Below are 18,064 nucleotides of genomic sequence, written 5' to 3'. Positions count from 1 at the left end.
ACACCGTCACATCAAAGGAATGCGCCAACTACTTCACCGAGGCCGGCTATGTCCCAACCTAAAATCATCGCGCTCTAACGCAGGGAGAGCGGGCGCCGGAACCCGGCCGCGCCGCCATGAGCGTCGCCGAGCTGGGCACGTATTGCCTGGAGGGCCGATCTATTTGGGTTCGGCTGTCACCGGATCGTAGGTGATTTCGACCTTCGCCTTGTCGGTCGTGTAATAAGTAACGGTGTAGGCGCCGCTGTCCCAAGCGACCTCGTCGACGTAGCGAAAGTCGTCGCGTTGCTCGACCTTGGCGATTATCTCCGACAGTTTCCTGGCATTCTGCGGCGGCAACGGACTTCCGTCTGCGGCAAGGGCCGGTTCACCGAAAAAGAGAACTACGACGCCTGTCGCCAAAACAAGTCTGAACATGGCTTTCCCTCGCTTCTCGCGAAAGTAGAAACTCGCGGCCATGCAGGTTTGTTCCGGGCAGGTTTGTTCCGGGTTCCGGAATGGACACAAGCGAATTGCGCCGACGCATCCTGTTGTCGTTGCTCACGCTAATGCGTCTGCAACTCGTCGGGGAAGAGGTGGGCCAAGGCCGCGTCGAAGGTGAGCTCCAGAGCGTCACCCGGTTGAAAGACCTTGTCTTCATTGAAGGCGGCAATGAGCTCGCTGTTATCGCGAAGTGTCAGGTCCACGACCGTCTCGCTGCCCAATCGCTCGGCATGGGCCACGATGCCATGCAGCAAGCCTTTTCCAGATTGCACCGGCCGCAGGTACTGCGGACGGATACCCAGGATGGCCTTGCCGTCTTTCCGGAAGGCGCGCCTTCTGGTCGCTACCCTGATCGGCTCCAGGGATTGGTTGCCAACCATTGCCGCTTCGCCATCGAGGGCGAGGACGTCGACGTTCAGGAAATTCATCGACGGGGCTCCGAGAAAGCCGGCTACGAACCTGTTGGCCGGCTCGTGATAGAGCTCCATCGGTGCTCCGATCTGCATGACTTGACCGTCCTTCAGCACGACGATCCTGTCAGCCAGCGTCATCGCCTCGACCTGGTCGTGGGTGACGTAGATCATCGTTGTGCCCAGTTGCCTGCGCAGCCGGCCGATTTCCATGCGCATGTCCATGCGCAGTGCGGCGTCGAGGTTGGAGAGCGGCTCGTCAAACAGGAAAACAGCCGGTTTCCGGGTGATTGCGCGCCCGATGGCGACGCGCTGGCGCTGGCCGCCCGAAAGCTGACTTGGCCGGCGGTCGAGCAAATGTTCCATTTGCAGGATGCGTGCGGCCTCGGCCACCTTCTGCTGCTTTTCCTGCCTGGAAGCGCCCGCGATCGTAAGGCCGAACGCGATGTTCTCGCGCACGGTCATGTGCGGAAAGATGGCATAGCTCTGGAACACCATCGCAACACCGCGTTGCTGGGGCTGCAGCTGGTTGACCACCCGGCCTCCGATCTCGAGGGTGCCTTCGGTTATGTCCTCGAGTCCGGCGATCATGCGCAGCAAGGTGGATTTTCCGCAGCCCGACGGTCCGACAAAGACGACGAACTCGCCATCGTTGATGTGGATATCGACGCCTTTGATGATTTCGACGCGACCGAAGGATTTCTTGACGCCCTTGAGTGAGACCTCAGCCATGAGCGATGGCTCCCGTTTCCTGATTCATGTGCGGCGTCAGCCCTTCACGCCGGTCGAGGCGATCGACGCGATGAAGGCGCGCTGCAGCAACAGGTAGAAGATCAGCACCGGGACGGTGATAAGGGTGAGATAAGCCATGACTTCGCCCCAGGCGACGTTGAGTTGAAAGAAGTAGCCGAGGCCGACCATGACCGGGCGATAGCTTTCCTGCTGCACCACGATGAGCGGCCAGAGATATTGGTTGTACATGACGAGGAATTTCAGGATGGCGGCAGTCGCCAGAACCGGCCCTGAAAGCGGCATGACGACGCGATAGTAGACCTGCCACCAATTGGCGCCCTCCACCCGGCTCGCCTCGATCAGTTCGCCCGGCAGCCCTTTGAAATACTGCACGAACAGGAAGATCGTCAGCCCGTCGGCGATCCACGGGACAATCTGCACCCGGTAGCTATTGAGCCAGCCCCAATGCAGCCCATCAAGCCCGATCCAGGGCAGTTTCGAGACCAGCAGCAGGAGCGGGATAGCGATGGTCTCGAAAGGGATGATCAGCGTCGCGATGACGATCGAGAGCAGGACATCGCGCCCCTTCCACCGCAGGAAAGCAAACGAGAATGCGGCCAGCGAACAGATCAGCAACGAGAGAAGGACGGTCGCCCCGGTGACCAGAACCGAGTTTAACACGAACAGGCCGACCGGCGCCCGCCGGAACGCTCCGAAATAATTGTTGAGGCTGATGTCGCCGACGGGCAGGAAGGCACGCAGGCTGGAAGTGTCCGCGAGAAGCTGACTGTCCGGCTTGAAGCTCGAGTTGATCATGAACACGAGCGGAAAGACGAAGATCAGCGCGATCAGGCACAGCACCAGATAGCGGACGAACAGCCTGAGGCCGTAATTGTCGGGATCGAAGGCCATCCTAACGCTCCCGTGTCAGCCAGCGCTGGATGAGTGAGATCGCCAGCACGATCACGAACAGGATGACCGAGATGGTCGAGCCGCCGGAGATGTCCTGCTTGCCGTAGCCGCGCTCGACCGCCTGGAAGACGAGGGTCTGGGTGCTGTCGAGCGGACCGCCATTGGTCATCACGTCGATCTGGGCGAAAAGCGCGAAGCCCTGCATGGTGATCACGACAAGCACAAGCACGGCGGTGTTGCGCAGGCCCGGCCAGGTGACATAGCGGAAGGTCTGCCATCTTGAAGCCCCCTCGATGGCGGCGGCCTCGTAGAGCGTGGGGCTGATCGTCTGCAACCCCGCCAGCCAGATGACCATGTGGAAGCCGACGGCCTGCCAGATCGACATGGCCATGACTGCGGGCAGCGCCGTCGAGGGATTGCCGAGCCAGTCGACGGGCTGGAAGAGGCCGAAGGTGAGGGCCTGGAGGATGCTGTTCAACAGCCCGTTCTGGCCGTCATAGATGAACCGCCAGAGGAGCGAGACCACGACGATGGAGACCACCACCGGCATGAAGTAGATGGTCCGGAACAGGTTGATGCCCCTGACCTTGTGGTTGATCAGCAAAGCAAGCATCAGAGCGAGGCTGCCCTGTACCGGCGCCACGACCAGGACGAACAGGAAGGTGTTTACCAGCGCCTTCATGAACACAACGTCGCTGGCGATGACGATCATGACGTTTTCGCCGGACTGCCAGCGAAACCACTCGCGCATGCCGCGATACTGAGGATAGGCCTCGCTACGGGTGATCTCGCGCAGGCGCGGATACTGGATTTCGCCGGCCTCGTTTCGGATCGTTTCGCCAGCATCGTTGCGCTCTGGCTCAAGGGTCACCACCGCAAGGCCCAGCAGCTGCTGATAGTTTTCCAACCCGACGAACTGGGTGGGATTCGGCGACAGCAGCCGCTGATTTGTCAATGACAGACCGATCGCGAAGAAAAACGGCAGCACGATGAATGTGAAGATGAGTGCGAAGCCCGGCAGGGCGAATGTCCAGCCCGCCCGGTTCGACAGGGTTAGCTTCGACGCCATTTGCGGTATCCGCCCAGCAAGCCACAGAGGGTGGAGTCCGCGGCTGGCGAGGACCCCGGCGCGACAGAACTAGCGGTGACCGTAGCCACCATTGCTTTCGATGTCAGCGTCGATCTCGTCGACCGCCGCGTCAAGCGTGTCGGCCACGTCGGCGCCATTGGCGATATCGGCCAGTGCCTTGGTGAAGACCTTGGCCTGGACCACGTAGCCCGGGGTGACCGGGCGCACCAGGGCTTGTGCCTTGGAGAGGTCGAAAAACACCGCGAGCGGGCCGCCATCCTTGTAGTTCTTCGTCATCTGCGCCGCCGAGGGCGTCGGCGGGATCAGGCCGATGCCGTCGGAGAAGGCGGCCAGGTACTTGTCCTGCGCGGCGAACTTGATGAACTCGGCAGCGCCTTCCGGATGTTTCGACTTGGCCGACACGCCGAATTGCCAAGATCCCGCGCCGATCTTGTTGCCGGCGCCGAAATCGGGGGCTGGAAGGAAGACAACGTCATCCACGGCTTCCATCGTTGCCACCGCGCGCCAGTTGCCGTTCCACTGGAAGGCGAACTTGCCGCCGATGAAACCGGTCTGCTGATCGGCCGGGTCCTCGCTGGTGCCAGGCGCATAGCCTCCGGTAAACAGCGCTTGCCACCACTTGCCGAACGCCTGCGCAGCCTCGCCGTTCAGCGCGCCTTCCGCGGTCTTGTAGGTCGAACGGTCGACAATGTCGCCGCCGGAGCTCTGCAGGAACGGCGAGAAGGCGTAGGAATACCACTCGGCCTGGTCGTTCATGCCGAGATCAAGGGCGAATTCATACTTGCCGGAGGCCTTGGCGGCATCGAGCGCGGCCATGAATTCCTCGCGCGACCAAGGCTTGTCGAGGGTCGGGGTGCGCAAGCCCAATTCATCCAGCGTCGATTGGCGTGCAAAAAGCGCCACCGCCGCCTCCCACAGACCGACCGAATAGAGCTTGCCATCCCACACGCCTTTGGCGCCGGGCAGGAAGTCGGCGAACTCGCTCTCGTCGATCGGCAGCGGCTGCAGATAGCCGGCCCAGGCCCAATTGGGCATGACGGGCCCGTCCACATCCAGGATGTCGGGCAGGTTGCCCGCCAGGGCCGCCGCCGCGACGGAATCGTTGTAGCTCTTCTCGGGGAAGCTCTCGATGGTCACCGTCCAGTCGGACTGGCTGGTGTTGAAGTCGGAAATAATCTGGTTGAGGATTCGCGACTCCACCTCATTGCCGGCGCCGTGATACCACATGGTCAACCTGGTCTGCGCCAGCGCGGGCGCACACAGACAGGTCGACGCGATCACCACACCGGCAAGGTGTTTTGTCAGGTTCATCGGTTATTCCTCCCTTTCGACTTTAAGGTCGCCGGCTGGATCCAAGGTCGAGGCCGCCAGGACAGCGGGCCGGGAAGCCAGCGCTCAGTTTCGGGTCGGCCGCTACGGGCCCTTGATGGGGTCCAGCAATGTTCGCGGAAGCCGGACGCATTTGCAATTGCGCAGTTTCACCTAATCGGAGCAGGAGGTCGACGGCGATTTCCCCTCGTCAGTTCGCGGGCCACTGAGATAGCAGTTCACCTAGGACGATTTTGTCCTGCGTCAACTTTCTCCCGGCCGCGTTCAATGTGCAGCTTGAGCGATTCCAAGGGTAGACAGCGCCTTGTGATGTGTCCCCGGCTGCCTGGCGAATCGCATGAACCGGGTCTTGGCAGACCTTGCGATGAGGCGGAAGTTCGAAGCGTAGGCGGCTCCGAAGCGGACGGCACTTTGTACGGGAAGCGGGTATTGGTGGGCGATGCAGGGATTGAACCTGCGACCCCACCCGTGTGAAGGGTGTGCTCTCCCGCTGAGCTAATCGCCCGCTCGTTGCCCGAAGGCCAAGCGCGCCGCGATATAAGGGAGGCCGGCCGGGGAAGTCAAGGCGATGTGCTGGCGTTCCGACGAAGACCGAATGCAGGCCCGCCGGCAGCGGCCCGGTCGCCGTCGCGCTCAGTGCCCGGCAGCGGTAATCAGGCGTTCGGTCAGACCAAGCGTCAGCGCATCGAAATGCGAGATCACCGCCGACGGTTCGAATTCGCGCACATGGCGGTCGGTGTAGCCGAAATCGACCGCCACCACGGGAATGCCGGCCGCCTTGGCCGTATCAATGTCGGTCTGCGAATCACCGACCATCAGCGCGCGGTGCGGATCGCCGCCGGCGAGCAAAATGGTTTCGGTCAGATGGCGCGGGTCGGGCTTGCGGAACGCAAACGTGTCCTGACCGCAAATCGCCGCGAAATGCTTCGCCAGGCCGAGCGCCTCGATCAGCGCCACCGAGTTGGCTTCGTATTTGTTCGTGCAGACGGCCAGGAGATAGCCAGCCGCCTCGAATCGCTCGATCGTCTCGACGACGCCGGGGTAGGGGCGCGATTTGCCCGGGATGTTATCGGTGTAATGATCGAGGAAGAGTTTTAGCAATCGGTCGTGTTCCTCCACCACCAGCGATCTCTGCTGCGCGGCGTGCGCGCGCTCGATCATCACCCGGCCGCCATGGCCGACGAAGCGCTTGAACCCGGCCTCATCGACGGCTGCGAGTTCGCTGGCGGCAAGGCTGTGGTTAAGGCTGTCGAGCAGGTCCGGCGCTGTGTCGATTAGCGTCCCGTCGAGGTCGAACACGATGATCGGTCGGGTCATGGCCTGTCCTGTGACGATTACGCTGCCTGCAGGCGATAGCCGCTGCAGCCCATCCAGGCAAGCCGTGCCGGCTCAATCCACAGGGCGTCAATCCACAGGGCAAAGTCTTTGACCGGACGGGCAAAGATGCTAGGAGCGCCGAAACAAATTTTGGGGCTAGACACACGGCATGGATGCGAGACAATTGAAGGTCGAGGCCGCGCGGGCGGCACTTGCCCATGTCAGCGATGGCATGCGGCTTGGCATCGGCACCGGCTCGACGGCCGACGAGTTCGTGCGGCTGCTCGCCGAAAAGGTCGCCACCGGACTTACCATTATCGGCGTGCCGACCTCGGAGCGCACCGCTATCCTCTGCGGCGAGCTTGGCGTGCCGCTGTCGACGCTGGAAGAAACGCCCGAGCTCGACCTTACCATCGACGGCGCCGACGAGATCGATCCGGAGCTGACATTGATCAAGGGCGGCGGCGGTGCGCTGCTGCGTGAAAAGATCGTGGCGGCGGCTTCCGCCCGCATGATCGTCATCGCCGACCGTTCGAAGATGGTCGAGACGCTCGGCCGTTTTCCACTGCCGATCGAGGTCAACCCGTTCGGCCTGCGTGCCACTGAAATCGCGGTCGCCGCGGCAGCCGGAAGGCTCGGCCTTTCCGGCCCCGTCACATTGAGGATGACGGGAAGCCAGCCTTTTGTTACAGACGGCGGCCATTTTATCCTCGATGCATCTTTTGGCCGCATTCCGGATACAAGAGCGCTTTCGAATGCTCTCCATGCCATTCCGGGCGTGGTCGAGCATGGTCTTTTCATCGGGCTGGCATCAGCGGCCGTCATAGCCGGCGACGGCGTCCAAACCGTCCATGCCGCCCGAAAACCAGGGAGTTCTACCGATCATGACGTTGCATAACCGGGTTCGCCGTTTTTCTGCAATTCTGGCAGCTTCGGCCGTCTTTGCGTTTTCATCGCCGGCGTTCTCGCAGGACGTCAGCGAAGGGCACCTGAAGGCGGCCCGCGCCGCAGTCGCGGCGATCGACGCGACGGACCCGTTCGACAACATCCTGCCGCAGGCCGCCGCCGCGCTTCAGCAGCAGCTTATCCAAAAGAACCCGGACATGCAGGAGCTGATCGGCAGAACGGTTAGCGAAAAGGCTCTGACGCTGGCCTCGCGCCGCGCCGATCTCGAGAAGGAAGCGGCCCTGGCCTATGCCAAGGTATTTTCCGAAAAAGAGCTTACCGAAATCGCCGCTTTCTACAATTCCGATACCGGCAAGAAACTGCTCGACAGCGGCCAGGCGGTGACGCGTGAGCTGCTCAAGGCCGCCGAGATATGGCAGAACGGCCTCGCTCGCGATCTCGCCCAGCAGGTCGGCGAAACGCTGGCCGCGGCGGCAAAGGCCACAGCACCGGCAAATGCCGCGGCTCCTGCTGATGGCACGCAGCCGGAAGCACCGAAGAACTGAGGATAGTTTCCGGCGGCGTTATCGCCGCTGGACCGGAAAGCCCGCCTCCGTTGCGCGTCCGACAGGATGGGCTGCGTCCGGGCTTTTCTTTTGCTGGTTTGCAGCCTACCTGTCTCAGACATTTTTGAAGGGCAAGGAGCCGCGCCATGGCCGTCTATGACTACGATCTTTTCGTCATCGGCGGCGGCTCCGGCGGGGTGAGGGCGGCGCGCATGGCGGCGGCACTCGGCAAGCGCGTCGGCATTGCCGAGGAATACCGCTATGGCGGCACCTGCGTCATCCGCGGCTGCGTGCCGAAGAAGCTCTATGTCTATGCCTCGCAATTTCCCGAGCACTTTGCCGACGCCGCCGGTTACGGCTGGACCGTGCCGCAGGCGAGCTTCGACTGGCAGAAATTGGTTGCCAACAAGGATCGCGAGATCAGCCGGCTGGAAGCCATCTACAGGAAAAATGTCCAAGGCGCCGGCGGCGAGACGTTTCAGTCACGCGCCATGCTGGTCGATCCGCATGCGGTGCATCTTCTCGGCGAGGACCGCACCGTCACCGCCGACCAGATTCTCATCGCCACCGGCGGCCGCCCGGCACCGCACCCGGCTCTGCCCGGCCATGAGCATTGTATCTTTTCCAACGAGGCCTTCGATCTCAAGGAATTGCCTGACGCGATCATGATCGAGGGCGGCGGTTATATTGCCGTCGAATTCGCCAACATCTTTCACGGCCTCGGCGTCGACACCACGCTGGTCTATCGCGGCAAGGAGATCCTCTCCCGCTTCGACATGGATCTCAGGCGCATGCTGCACGAGACGATGGAAAAGAAGGGGATAAAAATCCTCTGCCATGCCGTATCCGAATGGGTCAGGAAGCGTCCGGACGGGCGCCTCGACGCTGTCGTCACAGGTGGCAAGGTGCTGACGGTCGATCAGGTCATGCTCGCCATCGGGCGTCTCCCCAACACCGAAAACATGGGGCTTGAGGGCGTCGGCATCGAGATGACCAGGACAGGCGCTATCCATGTCGACCAATATTCGCGCACCAGCATCGACAACATCTGGGCCATCGGCGACGTCACCAACCGCGTACAATTGACGCCGGTGGCGATCCATGAGGCGATGTGTTTCGTCGAGACCGCCTTCAAGGACAACCCGACCGCGCCCGACCATGACACGATCGCCACCGCGGTGTTCTCGCAGCCCGAGATCGGCACGGTCGGCCTGTCGGAAGACGAGGCCATAAAGCGGTTTTCCGACGTCGAGGTCTACCGCGCCAGCTTCCGGCCGATGCGCAACACGCTGTCGGGCCGCGACGAAAAGATGCTGATGAAGCTGGTGGTCGACGGCGCCTCGAAAAAGGTGCTCGGCGCGCATATCCTCGGGCCTGATGCCGGCGAGATGGCGCAGCTTCTCGGCATTCCGCTGAAGGCCGGGCTGACCAAGGATGACTTCGATCGCACGATGGCCGTGCACCCGACCGCGGCGGAAGAACTCGTCACCATGTACAAGCCGACCTACCGGGTGAGGGACGGCGAGCGCGCCTGACGTTTTTCCCACACCTTCGCCAACGGAGCACTCGATGCTCGCAAGCAATGGCGCCGCACCACCCGACCACAGATCACCAATCCGATGCGACACTGTGCAACGATATTCTGTTCGCCGCTATTTCTGCCTGATGCGGCGAGGGAAGCGCAGCCATCTTTCCTCGACCGGCCTTGGTTCCGCGACTGGCCTGGGGTGCGCGAGGATGGTGGTGAGCTCGACCGGCAGGCTCGGCGCCAGCGGCTTCTTGATGGCGACGCCATCCGCGATGGCAACGATGCTGTGGTAGAATTCGGCGCCCGAAAGCGACCTTGGCGGCACGGCCTCGTGCATGATCGAGATCACCGTGACGTCTGGACAATTGTCCTTGATCGCCTGATGGAAAGCGATCTTCCCTTCCGGATCGAGCGCCCCGGTCGCCTCGTCAAGGAACAGAAGCCCCGGCTGCTGCAGCACGATACGAGCGACAACCAGCTTCTGTTTCTGGCCGCCCGAAAGCACCTGGTCCCAGCTCATTCCGTCACGGCTTTCATCGGCCATGTGTTCGATGAAATCGCCAAGGCCGGCCTTGTGCATCGCCGATGCAACCTGGGCGTCGGTGTGATCGCGCTCTGAACCGGGCAGGCAGACCAGTTGCTTCAGCGAGACCTGCTGCAGCTTGACCTCCTGGGCGGCATAGAAACTTTCGACCCCTTCCGGGAAGACGATGGAGCCGCGGCCATAGGGCCACAGGCCGTTGATCGCCTTGATCAGCGATGTCTTGCCGCAGCCGGATTCGCCCTTCAGGAACGTCCACTCGCCACGCCGGAAGCGCAAATTCGCAGCACTCAGGAAGGGGGTGGCGTCCTCGCCCTGGTGGGTCAGCTCGAGTTTCTGGATGGTCAAGCCGAAAACCGGGTTCTGACGGTCGTAGCGGAAATCGGAACAGCCGGTGAGACTGTAGAATTCCTGCGGGTGTTGGACGTTTTCGATCGCGTTGGCGAGTTCGGTCACGCGTTGGCTGTTGGCGCGCAGCGCCGCAATGGAAGGCATGACATGGATGAACCACGAACATTGACCGATGAGCGAGTTGACCATCTCGGAGCCGGTTATGTAGCCCTTGAGGTCGAAACGGTTGTGGATGTAGGGCACCAGGCCCGGCGCATAGGCGACAATGCGGGCGCCGATGAAAGTGTAGACCAACTCGAAAGAACGATAGCTGGTGTTGACGATGTTCAGCCTTGCCCAGGTACGGTCGATGTCGACATAAAGCCGGTCGTGCATCGTCTTTTGCACATTCTCGCCCTGGGAGGCGGCGACGTGGAAACTGCGGCGCAGGAACGTGGTCAGTTCGCCGCGATAACTGCCTTCGGATTGCTGCATCCGGATGTTGAGCCGTTCCAGCAACCTGCCGAGCTTCACCGCGATCCAGGTGTTCAGCGGCACGTAAATGGCGACCGCCAGGAAAGCCAGGACCGCGCTGCCATAGCTGCCGAGGAACTCCAGCCCTTTCACCTCTGCCGAGGTTTCAAGCAGTTTCTGGCCGACGAAAAAAAGCGATGTGGCGACAGCCATGACCCCCATGGCGAGGCCGATGGCTCCGCCGGTCATGTCCTTGATCGATTCCTGGACGCGCTGGTCGATGTTGTCGGGAGCAGCAGCGCCGGAGGAACCGTGCTGAGCATGGAAATGGGTGTGATTGGTGTCGAGAAGCGCTGCGTTGAAACGGCTATCCAGCCAACCGCGCCATTTGCGATGCAGCGTCGCGGAGACAAAAGTGCGGATGCCGGTAAAGCCCGCGTCCTTGAGCACGACCAGAAGGATGAGCACGCCGGCGTTGGTGAGCAGCGATGCGAGCGGCGTGGTGTTCGCGGCATCGTGGTAGAAGGCAATCGAGTTGACCAGTTCTCCGGATGCTTCGGCGAACCAGACGCCAGCCTTGCTGGAGAGCGCGGTAAACAGGGCGATGACCAGCGTCAGCGTCCAGGCCTCCACCCAGCGGTCCGAGAACCAGTAGGCCCGCATCAGTCCCCAGAAGCTGCGCATCGAGGAAACTGGTGTCAGGAGCGGCGGCCTTGCGGCACCGCGGAGCCATTTTTCCGATATTGAATGTCGCTCTGGTCTACCGACCCGAATCACAATCCCGCCCAAACCTCTTTTAGTTTTGTTACAGACAGTAACACCAATTGATCATTTTCAATTATCTTTTCTCGGGCTTGTGGAGGATTGAACCCCTGGCCGTTGCCATTAAGCAACAGCGGCAACGCGATGCGATGCCGCTCTCGACTCAAACTATCACTATAATTTCAATGAGTTGCTGGTTCACGTAGGCAAGCGTCAGCATCTTCCCCAAGGGAAAGCTTTTTGCACAGTTTTGTGAGGCAAGATCGTGGTCGATCGGCCGATTTTTATGCTGCGGAAGACGAATCGACGCAAAGATACGCCGTCATCCTTGTTGCCTTATCGACCGGGAAAGTGACCGGAGGGCGTTGGTCGGGAGCGCGTTGGCTGCTGTGGCGATGTCGCCAAACGCGCCTAGGGAATGACGTCCATCAGTTCGCTTTCTCCAACTCGCCCCGCGCCTTCGCCGCAACCTGGCGAATGGCGTCGCTGAGCGTGTCAACGTCTTGCGCGCCCATCACCGCATACTTGCCCTCAAGCAGAAAGCACGGCACGCCCGTGATACCCATGCGCGAAGCAGTGGCGATTTCGGTGCGCACCGCCTCGACATCGGCGTCCGTCGGCAAAAGCGTCTCGACGACGGACGCATCCATGCCGGCCTCGCGGGCGGCGTTGATCAGCACGACATGATCGCCGAGATTGGCGCCTTCCTCGAAATTCAACTGGAACAGACGTCGCACCAGCCGGTTCTGCATGACCTCGCCGGCGGCACCAGCCCAGCGGATGACGCGGTGCGCGTCCAGCGTGTTGGGCGCAACCTTGATGGCGGCGAAGGCGAAGTTGATGCCCTCGACCTCCCCCAATGGCTCGATGCGGGCGTGGATCTCGCGAATGCGTTCGTCGCTGCCGAACTTGGCCATCATGTATTCGCGGCGATCCTTGCCTTCGGGCGGGATGGTTGGGTCGAGCTGGAACGGCCGCCAGCGAATATGCACCTCGACCTCGTTTGCCGCGGCGATCGCCTTGTCGAGCCGCTTCTGGCCGATGAAGCACCAGGGGCAGACGACGTCGGAGACCACATCGACGGTAATCGACTTCTCGTCGCTCATCTTGATCTCCTGTTCCGAAGTGGTCACTTCGGCTTGCGCCACCATGTCGGCAGTCGATAACCGGATATGGGGGTCTTTCGCGGATGTTCCAGATAGCTCCAGTAGGCGAGCCATTGCTGCGTGTTGTGCTGCATCGGAACCATGTAGTGGCCGGAGATCAACAACCTGTCGAGGACCCGGACGGCGGCAACATAATCTTCGCGGCTGCGGGCGTCGACCATCGCCTCAAGTGCTGCATCTATCGCCGGATCGGCGACGCCGGCAAGGTTGAACGACCCTTCGGCATTGGCGGCAGCTGATCCCCAGCGCCCGAACTGCTCGATGCCCGGCGACAGCGAGTTCTCGAAACCGCTGGCGCCGATCAGCACCTCGAAATTGAAACGTTGCTTGCGTGACTGGATCTGGTCGCCGTCAAGGCTGCGGATGGTGACATCGATGCCGATCTTCGCAAGCGTGCGCTGGTAGATGGCGGCAAGGCGCTCTTCGTTCTGGGAGGCGGTCAGGATCTCGAAGCCGAAGGGTTTCCCCTCGGGATCGAGCATCACTCCATCGTGCAGGGCATAGCCCGCGCCCTTGAATATGTCGAAGGCAGCTTTCAGCACCCTGCGGTCCTGGCCCGAGCCGTCGGTGACAGGTGGCCGCCAGGTGCCGTCCATGACATCGGCCGGCACACGACCCGGGTAGGGTGCCAGGAGCGCCTTTTCCCTGTCGTCGGCCGGATGGCCGAGTGCCGACAGCTCGGAATTCTGCCAATAGCTCATGGTGCGCATGTACTTGCCGCCAAACAGGTTCTTGTTGGCCCATTCGAAGTCGTAGAGCATGCCGAGTGCGCGTCGAACCACCGGATTGGAGAACTTCTGCAGCCGCGTGTTGAACAGGAACCCCGTCACCACTGGCGGGATGCCGGTGTCGAAATTTTCGGCGATCACGTCGCCCTTGTGGAAGGCCGGGAAGTCGAGATCGCGCTCGCGCTTGACCGGATCGCTGTCGTCAGCGATAGCGCAGATGCCTTTCTTGAAAGCTTCCAGCTTGGCGTTGGCGTTGAGGAAATATTCGATGGTGATCTGGTCGTAATTGTCGAAACCGCGCTTGGCGGGGATGTCCTTGCCCCAATAATTCGGGTTGCGCTTGAACACGATGCGCTGGCCAGGCGCCACGTGCGCCACGGTGTAGGGGCCGCTGCCGATCACCGGTTTCAGCGTGGTCCTGTCGAAGGTCGCCTTGTCGAAAGCGTGCTTCGGCACGATCGGCGTCATCGCGATAACCAACGGAGTCTCCCGATTAGCCTGGTCGTTGAATGTAAAGCGCACGCTGCGGTCGCCGGTCTTTTCCAGTTTGGCGACCATGCTCATGCGGGCGCTGTAGGGTGGCCGGCCTTTCTCGGTAAAGACCTCGTAGGTGAACAGCACGTCTTCCGCAGTCACCGGTTGGCCATCAGACCATTTGGCCCTCGGATCGAGGTGGAATTCGATGCTCTTGCGCTCCGGATCCATGTCGGCAGTGTCGGCAAGCAGGCCGTAAAGACTGAAGGACTCATCGTCATTGCGCTGCATCAACGGCTCGAAGACGAGATTGCCGAAGATCCTGTCGATCATGCCGCGTGCCGTCGTGCGCAGGCTTTTCAGGATGAAAGGGTTTAGATTGTCGAAGCTGCCAACGACGCAATAGGTGATGCTGCCGCCCTTCGGCGCATCGGGATTGACGTAGTTGAAATGCGCATAGTCGGCCGGCAGCGCCGGCTCGCCCTGCATGGCGATCGCGTGTTTTGGCTCCGACAAGGCCGGCTGGGGCGAAAGGGTGATAATCGCGGCGATCAGCCAAACAAGAACGCGGCCCATGACCGTCTCCTTACCGGGTCGGCTTGATGATTCGGAGCGCACCCTAACATGAGCCGACCGCCTCCCGGCTAATCGCGAGCTCAAGAATTGCTGACATCAGGCTGGATTCGGCACCGCTTGCAGTGTAACACGCCGTTCGAAGTCATTCTGTTGCCTCATTTCGGCAACAGTTAGCTGGACCACACGGCGCGAAGAAGCCGGTCCCGGGATCATTTGAGAGGAAGTGCACGATATGACGAGCCTGAACAGCAACGCGTACCGCCTGTCGGTCATGGCCGCTGGAGTGGTCGGCTTTTTGGGCGCACAGCTTCCCGCTGCTCTTGCGCAGCAGCAACAGCAGATTCCGCAGGGCTGGTTCAAAGCCTGCACCAAGCAGGAAGACGTCGACATCTGCAATGTCCAGAACATCACCACCGCCGGCAACGGCCAGCTCGTCACCGGCATCAGCCTGATCGAATTGAAGGGCAAGGTAAACCGCAAGGTGTTCCAGGTGACGGTTCCGAGCGGTCGCCTGATTCCTCCCGGCATTGGCCTCCAGATCGACACCGCGAAGGCGCAGAAGCTCGACTATGTGATCTGCTTCCCCGACCGCTGCGTGGCGGAAGTGCCGCTGACCGATCAGCTCATCAATTCCTTCAAGAAGGGTTCGAACCTGACGCTGACCTCAGTCAATTTCCAGAACCAGCCGAACCCGATCAAGGTCGCTCTGACTGGCTTCAGCGGCGCCTTCGACGGGCCGCCGCTGCAGCAGTCGGACATCGAGGATCGGCAGAAGAAGCTTCAGGATTTCGTTGCCAAGAACAACCAGGACTTCGCCAAGAAGCTCAAGGAAGAGCAGGACAAGGCGAAGACCGCCAACTGATTCCTGAGGCAAACAAGACAATTTCTCAAGGCAACAAAAAGCGGGGTCATGCCCCGCTTTTTTTGTTCCGTCCGGCCATTTCTTGATCCCACGAGGCCCGCAATCGCGTCAGGTCCCCGCGATTTTCGTCAGGTCCCCGCAATTTTTATCAGGTCAATGTCTTGACTGGCGTCTCGGCTCGTAGCGTCCATCCGGCCTCTTGTCGAACATCTCGCCGATCTCCGGATGCCGCACCGGTTCGCCAGACCGGTCCTCGAGCAGGTTCTGCTCAGACACATAGGCGATGTATTCCGTTTCCGAATTCTCGGCGAGCAAGTGGTAGAAGGGCTGGTCCTTGCGCGGCCGCACATCCGCCGGGATCGCCTCGTACCATTCGTCGGTGTTGGCGAATTGCGGGTCGACATCGAAAATGATGCCGCGGAACGGAAACAGCCGGTGGCGGACCACCTGTCCGATCGAAAATTTGGCTGTTTTCATCATGGTACTCACCACTAAGTCCTAGAGTGCCGCGTCCTTGGAATGCGCAAAGACTCCCTAAGACCTTGAATTTACGCGTTACGCTTCAAAAAATCGAGCCCGACTTATGGCTGATACCTGACCTATTTGACGCAGACGCCGCATGATTTCAATGCCGAACGCTTGACGCCCCGCCAAGCTACGGGCCAGCCCGCCCTGTGCTAGCGCCGGATCTGTTTCCTTAAGCCGCCGGCGAGCGCTGCAAAACCACTGCCGGGCCGCAGCCCCTCGCGCATGAAAAAGGCGCGGAGCGGCGCGAATCCGCCGAGCACGCCAAGGCCAGCACTGCGCGCCATCTGTGCCGGCAGCATCTGCGAGAGCAGCGATTTGTTGAGCAGGTTGACCGCATTGCTGCGCGCCAGGATGTCGGGCCGGCGCTTGAAATCATAGGCTGCGAGGGCCTTGACGGTGCCCGGGTCGTCCCTGTTTTTGCAAGTAATTCCAATCAGATCATCGATATCCCTGATACCAAGGTTGAGACCTTGCGCGCCGATCGGCGGAAACACATGGGCGGCTTCGCTGACAAGTGCCACCCGGTTGCGCGCGAAGCACCGCGGCGTCACGCCGGAAAGCTGGTAGACCTGCCGCCCGGGTTCGACGGAAACCCGGCCCAGCATCGATTGCATCCGCTGTTCGACCCGCATCGAAAGCGCCGCGTCGTCCAGTGCGGCGAGTTCCTTCGCCGTTTCCGGCTCTACCACCCAGACAAGGCTCGACCGGTTGCCGGGCAGGGGAACCTGGGTGAACGGGCCGGTCTCGGTGTGGAACTCGGTCGAAGTGAACGCGTGGTCGCTGCGGTGGCCGAAATTGAGAACCAATGCCGCCTGCGGATAGGACCGCGCCGACGTCGAGATGCCGGCAGCCTCGCGGGCCGGCGATAGACGGCCATCGGCAGCGACGGCCAGCGATGCCGTGATCTCGCTGCCGTCAGACAGGATCGCATGCGCATGGTCGCCCTCGAGGCGCCAGGTCTCCACCATCGCTTTTCGCCATTCGATGCCGGAATGGGCGGCAACAACACTGGCAAGTGCGTGGTTGAGCGCACTGTTGGGTAAGTTCAGCCCAAACTGCTCCTCGCCAATTTCGCTGGCGCGGAAAATGACCACCGGGCTGCGGATCAGCCGGCTGGTTGCATCGACGATGCGCATCATCTTCAGCGGTGCGGCCTGGGACCTCACCGCATCGAGGACGCCCAACCGTTCGAGGATCTTCAGGGCCGGGTTCATCAGGGCCGTCGTGCGGCCGTCCTGGCCATTTGCCTCGGGACCGACGAGCGTCACGGGAAAGCCGGCGTCTGCGAAACCCAGCGCTGCAATCAGCCCTGCCGGGCCACTGCCGGCAACCAGTATCCGTGCTTTTTCCCGACGGTCCAATTCGGCTTCCCGGTTGCGATGCGAGGCGGTCGGTCAGACCTGATGAGCATATAGATCAGATCATGCGGCTTGATCAACGCGGCGATTCGGCCCATTCGATTGCCATGACCGCCGAAGACCATGATTTCAGTCATCTCGACCGTTTCGGCCGCGCCGCGGCGAGCGTCTCGCGCAATCCTCGACTGGCGGTGAACATCGTTTTGGGCGCAGCCGACGTCCTGGCATGGCTGCTGCTTGGCGCCGTGGCCATACGTGGCGCCGAAAGCCGGGTTCCGGGTATCGATGCACCCGGCGACACGATGCTCAGGTACCTGCCGGGGCTGCCGCTGCCGGATCTTCTCGAGCGCTTCTTCAGTCTTTGTCTTGCACCTGCGCCGCTCGACGGGGGCGTCGGCGCGCAGGCCGGAGCGCTCATCGTCATGTGGTTCCTGATGGCGGTCGCCACCATGCTGCCTTCGGCGGGGCCGATGATCCGCACCTATTGCGAGATTGCCGATACCGCGCGGATCAAGGGCGAAGCGGTCGTCCATCCGCTGATCCTGGTCGCCGGTTACCTCAGCGTTTGGTTGGCTGCGTCGGCAGTGTTTGCGGCGCTGACGCTCATCGTTCACGCCTTCGCCTCATCTGTGCAGATGCTCGATCCGGTGGTCGGAGCGACAGGAGCGGCTGCGCTTCTGGTTGCTGGCCTCTACCAGTTCAGCGGCCTGAAGGAAGCCTGCCTGACAAGATGCAAAAGCCCGTTCTCGATCCTGTTTTCGAACTGGAGCGCGAGGCCCGGCCGCATTTTCCGGCTCGGCATCGAGCAGGGTGTCTGGTGCCTCGGCTGCTGCTGGGCGCTGATGCTGGTGATGTTCGCCGTCGGTGTGATGAACGTGTTCTGGTTGGCGTTGATCGGCCTCTTCACCCTGATCGAAAAACAGACGGCGGGCAGGCTGCCAACCCGGATCGCCGGTGCGATACTGCTTGTCTGGGCAACCGCCCTGCTAGTAGTCTCGGCATAGGGAGAGAAT

The 18,064-nt window shown here is 61.5% G+C and carries 16 protein-coding genes and 1 tRNA gene; 5 read left to right on the top strand and 12 right to left on the bottom strand.

Annotated features, from left to right (window positions below; translation table 11 throughout):
• Positions 1 to 159: 159 nt before the first annotated feature.
• The 7 genes from AC0L2R_RS03385 to AC0L2R_RS03355 all read right to left on the bottom strand — a co-directional run bounded on the left by AC0L2R_RS03385 (position 160) and on the right by AC0L2R_RS03355 (position 6,273).
• Positions 160 to 417: a PepSY domain-containing protein gene (locus AC0L2R_RS03385; RefSeq protein ID WP_027151749.1), complete on the bottom strand. Its 258-nt coding sequence runs from the start codon at positions 415 to 417 to the stop codon at positions 160 to 162.
• Between the two features lie 128 nt (positions 418 to 545).
• Positions 546 to 1,625 carry an ABC transporter ATP-binding protein gene (locus AC0L2R_RS03380; protein ID WP_473507722.1) on the bottom strand — a complete coding sequence of 360 codons (1,080 nt, stop codon included), beginning with the start codon at positions 1,623 to 1,625 and terminating at the stop codon, positions 546 to 548.
• A 36-nt stretch (positions 1,626 to 1,661) separates the two neighbouring features.
• On the bottom strand, positions 1,662 to 2,537 hold the full coding sequence (locus AC0L2R_RS03375; protein WP_473507721.1) for a carbohydrate ABC transporter permease: 876 nt from the start codon (positions 2,535 to 2,537) through the stop codon (positions 1,662 to 1,664).
• 1 nt (position 2,538) lies between these two features.
• Complete coding sequence (locus AC0L2R_RS03370) at positions 2,539 to 3,606, bottom strand: carbohydrate ABC transporter permease (protein WP_473507720.1); 1,068 nt, start codon at positions 3,604 to 3,606, stop codon at positions 2,539 to 2,541.
• A gap of 69 nt (positions 3,607 to 3,675) precedes the next feature.
• Complete coding sequence (locus tag AC0L2R_RS03365; protein WP_473507719.1) at positions 3,676 to 4,938, bottom strand: ABC transporter substrate-binding protein; 1,263 nt, start codon at positions 4,936 to 4,938, stop codon at positions 3,676 to 3,678.
• Positions 4,939 to 5,386: 448 nt separating this feature from the next.
• Positions 5,387 to 5,461 (bottom strand) — tRNA-Val (locus AC0L2R_RS03360).
• 128 nt (positions 5,462 to 5,589) lie between these two features.
• The gene (locus AC0L2R_RS03355; protein WP_473507718.1) at positions 5,590 to 6,273 is read right to left on the bottom strand and encodes a phosphoglycolate phosphatase; all 684 of its coding nucleotides are present in this window, start codon (positions 6,271 to 6,273) and stop codon (positions 5,590 to 5,592) included.
• 169 nt (positions 6,274 to 6,442) lie between these two features.
• Between AC0L2R_RS03355 and rpiA the strand changes: the two genes are divergently transcribed.
• The 3 genes from rpiA to gor all read left to right on the top strand — a co-directional run bounded on the left by rpiA (position 6,443) and on the right by gor (position 9,259).
• Positions 6,443 to 7,171: a ribose-5-phosphate isomerase RpiA gene (gene rpiA / locus AC0L2R_RS03350; RefSeq protein ID WP_473507717.1), complete on the top strand. Its 729-nt coding sequence runs from the start codon at positions 6,443 to 6,445 to the stop codon at positions 7,169 to 7,171.
• Entirely contained in the window at positions 7,158 to 7,724 is a 567-nt protein-coding gene (locus AC0L2R_RS03345) for a DUF2059 domain-containing protein (RefSeq protein WP_473507716.1), read from the top strand. The genes rpiA and AC0L2R_RS03345 overlap by 14 nt, the downstream gene beginning before the upstream one ends.
• A gap of 146 nt (positions 7,725 to 7,870) precedes the next feature.
• Positions 7,871 to 9,259 (top strand): glutathione-disulfide reductase, encoded by a 1,389-nt coding sequence (gene gor, locus AC0L2R_RS03340; protein ID WP_473507715.1) that lies wholly within the window; start codon positions 7,871 to 7,873, stop codon positions 9,257 to 9,259.
• Between the two features lie 117 nt (positions 9,260 to 9,376).
• Here gor and AC0L2R_RS03335 read toward each other — a convergent pair whose 3' ends face one another.
• From AC0L2R_RS03335 to AC0L2R_RS03325, 3 genes are all read right to left on the bottom strand, one after another.
• On the bottom strand, positions 9,377 to 11,281 hold the full coding sequence (locus AC0L2R_RS03335) for an ABC transporter ATP-binding protein/permease (protein WP_473507714.1): 1,905 nt from the start codon (positions 11,279 to 11,281) through the stop codon (positions 9,377 to 9,379).
• 506 nt (positions 11,282 to 11,787) lie between these two features.
• Positions 11,788 to 12,465 carry a DsbA family oxidoreductase gene (locus tag AC0L2R_RS03330; RefSeq protein ID WP_473507713.1) on the bottom strand — a complete coding sequence of 226 codons (678 nt, stop codon included), beginning with the start codon at positions 12,463 to 12,465 and terminating at the stop codon, positions 11,788 to 11,790.
• Between the two features lie 23 nt (positions 12,466 to 12,488).
• A complete protein-coding gene (locus AC0L2R_RS03325) occupies positions 12,489 to 14,303 on the bottom strand; it encodes an extracellular solute-binding protein (RefSeq protein WP_473507712.1) in 1,815 nt (604 codons plus the stop codon).
• Positions 14,304 to 14,535: 232 nt separating this feature from the next.
• Between AC0L2R_RS03325 and AC0L2R_RS03320 the strand changes: the two genes are divergently transcribed.
• Positions 14,536 to 15,165 (top strand): invasion associated locus B family protein, encoded by a 630-nt coding sequence (locus tag AC0L2R_RS03320; protein WP_091590984.1) that lies wholly within the window; start codon positions 14,536 to 14,538, stop codon positions 15,163 to 15,165.
• 153 nt (positions 15,166 to 15,318) lie between these two features.
• Here the strand turns inward: AC0L2R_RS03320 and hspQ are convergent, their stop codons facing one another.
• Complete coding sequence (hspQ, locus tag AC0L2R_RS03315; protein ID WP_023801843.1) at positions 15,319 to 15,642, bottom strand: heat shock protein HspQ; 324 nt, start codon at positions 15,640 to 15,642, stop codon at positions 15,319 to 15,321.
• A gap of 200 nt (positions 15,643 to 15,842) precedes the next feature.
• Complete coding sequence (locus tag AC0L2R_RS03310) at positions 15,843 to 17,054, bottom strand: UbiH/UbiF family hydroxylase (protein WP_473507711.1); 1,212 nt, start codon at positions 17,052 to 17,054, stop codon at positions 15,843 to 15,845.
• Positions 17,055 to 17,116: 62 nt separating this feature from the next.
• Between AC0L2R_RS03310 and AC0L2R_RS03305 the strand changes: the two genes are divergently transcribed.
• The gene (locus AC0L2R_RS03305) at positions 17,117 to 18,055 is read left to right on the top strand and encodes a DUF2182 domain-containing protein (RefSeq protein ID WP_473507710.1); all 939 of its coding nucleotides are present in this window, start codon (positions 17,117 to 17,119) and stop codon (positions 18,053 to 18,055) included.
• Positions 18,056 to 18,064 lie beyond the last annotated feature (9 nt).

Source organism: Mesorhizobium sp. WSM4820 (assembly GCF_055811075.1).
The sequence above is the reverse complement of the archived record's forward strand: the minus strand, read 5'-3'. Positions and strand labels throughout refer to the sequence as shown.

What these genes read in the sequence shown, in the direction of transcription:
- AC0L2R_RS03385 (WP_027151749.1), bottom strand. Translation starts at nt 417, where the DNA reads ATGTTCAGACTTGTTTTGGCGACAGGCGTCGTAGTTCTCTTTTTCGGT.
- AC0L2R_RS03380 (WP_473507722.1), bottom strand. Translation starts at nt 1,625, where the DNA reads ATGGCTGAGGTCTCACTCAAGGGCGTCAAGAAATCCTTCGGTCGCGTC.
- AC0L2R_RS03375 (WP_473507721.1), bottom strand. Translation starts at nt 2,537, where the DNA reads ATGGCCTTCGATCCCGACAATTACGGCCTCAGGCTGTTCGTCCGCTAT.
- AC0L2R_RS03370 (WP_473507720.1), bottom strand. Translation starts at nt 3,606, where the DNA reads ATGGCGTCGAAGCTAACCCTGTCGAACCGGGCGGGCTGGACATTCGCC.
- AC0L2R_RS03365 (WP_473507719.1), bottom strand. Translation starts at nt 4,938, where the DNA reads ATGAACCTGACAAAACACCTTGCCGGTGTGGTGATCGCGTCGACCTGT.
- AC0L2R_RS03355 (WP_473507718.1), bottom strand. Translation starts at nt 6,273, where the DNA reads ATGACCCGACCGATCATCGTGTTCGACCTCGACGGGACGCTAATCGAC.
- rpiA (WP_473507717.1), top strand. Translation starts at nt 6,443, where the DNA reads ATGGATGCGAGACAATTGAAGGTCGAGGCCGCGCGGGCGGCACTTGCC.
- AC0L2R_RS03345 (WP_473507716.1), top strand. Translation starts at nt 7,158, where the DNA reads ATGACGTTGCATAACCGGGTTCGCCGTTTTTCTGCAATTCTGGCAGCT.
- gor (WP_473507715.1), top strand. Translation starts at nt 7,871, where the DNA reads ATGGCCGTCTATGACTACGATCTTTTCGTCATCGGCGGCGGCTCCGGC.
- AC0L2R_RS03335 (WP_473507714.1), bottom strand. Translation starts at nt 11,281, where the DNA reads ATGCGCAGCTTCTGGGGACTGATGCGGGCCTACTGGTTCTCGGACCGC.
- AC0L2R_RS03330 (WP_473507713.1), bottom strand. Translation starts at nt 12,465, where the DNA reads ATGAGCGACGAGAAGTCGATTACCGTCGATGTGGTCTCCGACGTCGTC.
- AC0L2R_RS03325 (WP_473507712.1), bottom strand. Translation starts at nt 14,303, where the DNA reads ATGGGCCGCGTTCTTGTTTGGCTGATCGCCGCGATTATCACCCTTTCG.
- AC0L2R_RS03320 (WP_091590984.1), top strand. Translation starts at nt 14,536, where the DNA reads ATGACGAGCCTGAACAGCAACGCGTACCGCCTGTCGGTCATGGCCGCT.
- hspQ (WP_023801843.1), bottom strand. Translation starts at nt 15,642, where the DNA reads ATGAAAACAGCCAAATTTTCGATCGGACAGGTGGTCCGCCACCGGCTG.
- AC0L2R_RS03305 (WP_473507710.1), top strand. Translation starts at nt 17,117, where the DNA reads ATGCGGCTTGATCAACGCGGCGATTCGGCCCATTCGATTGCCATGACC.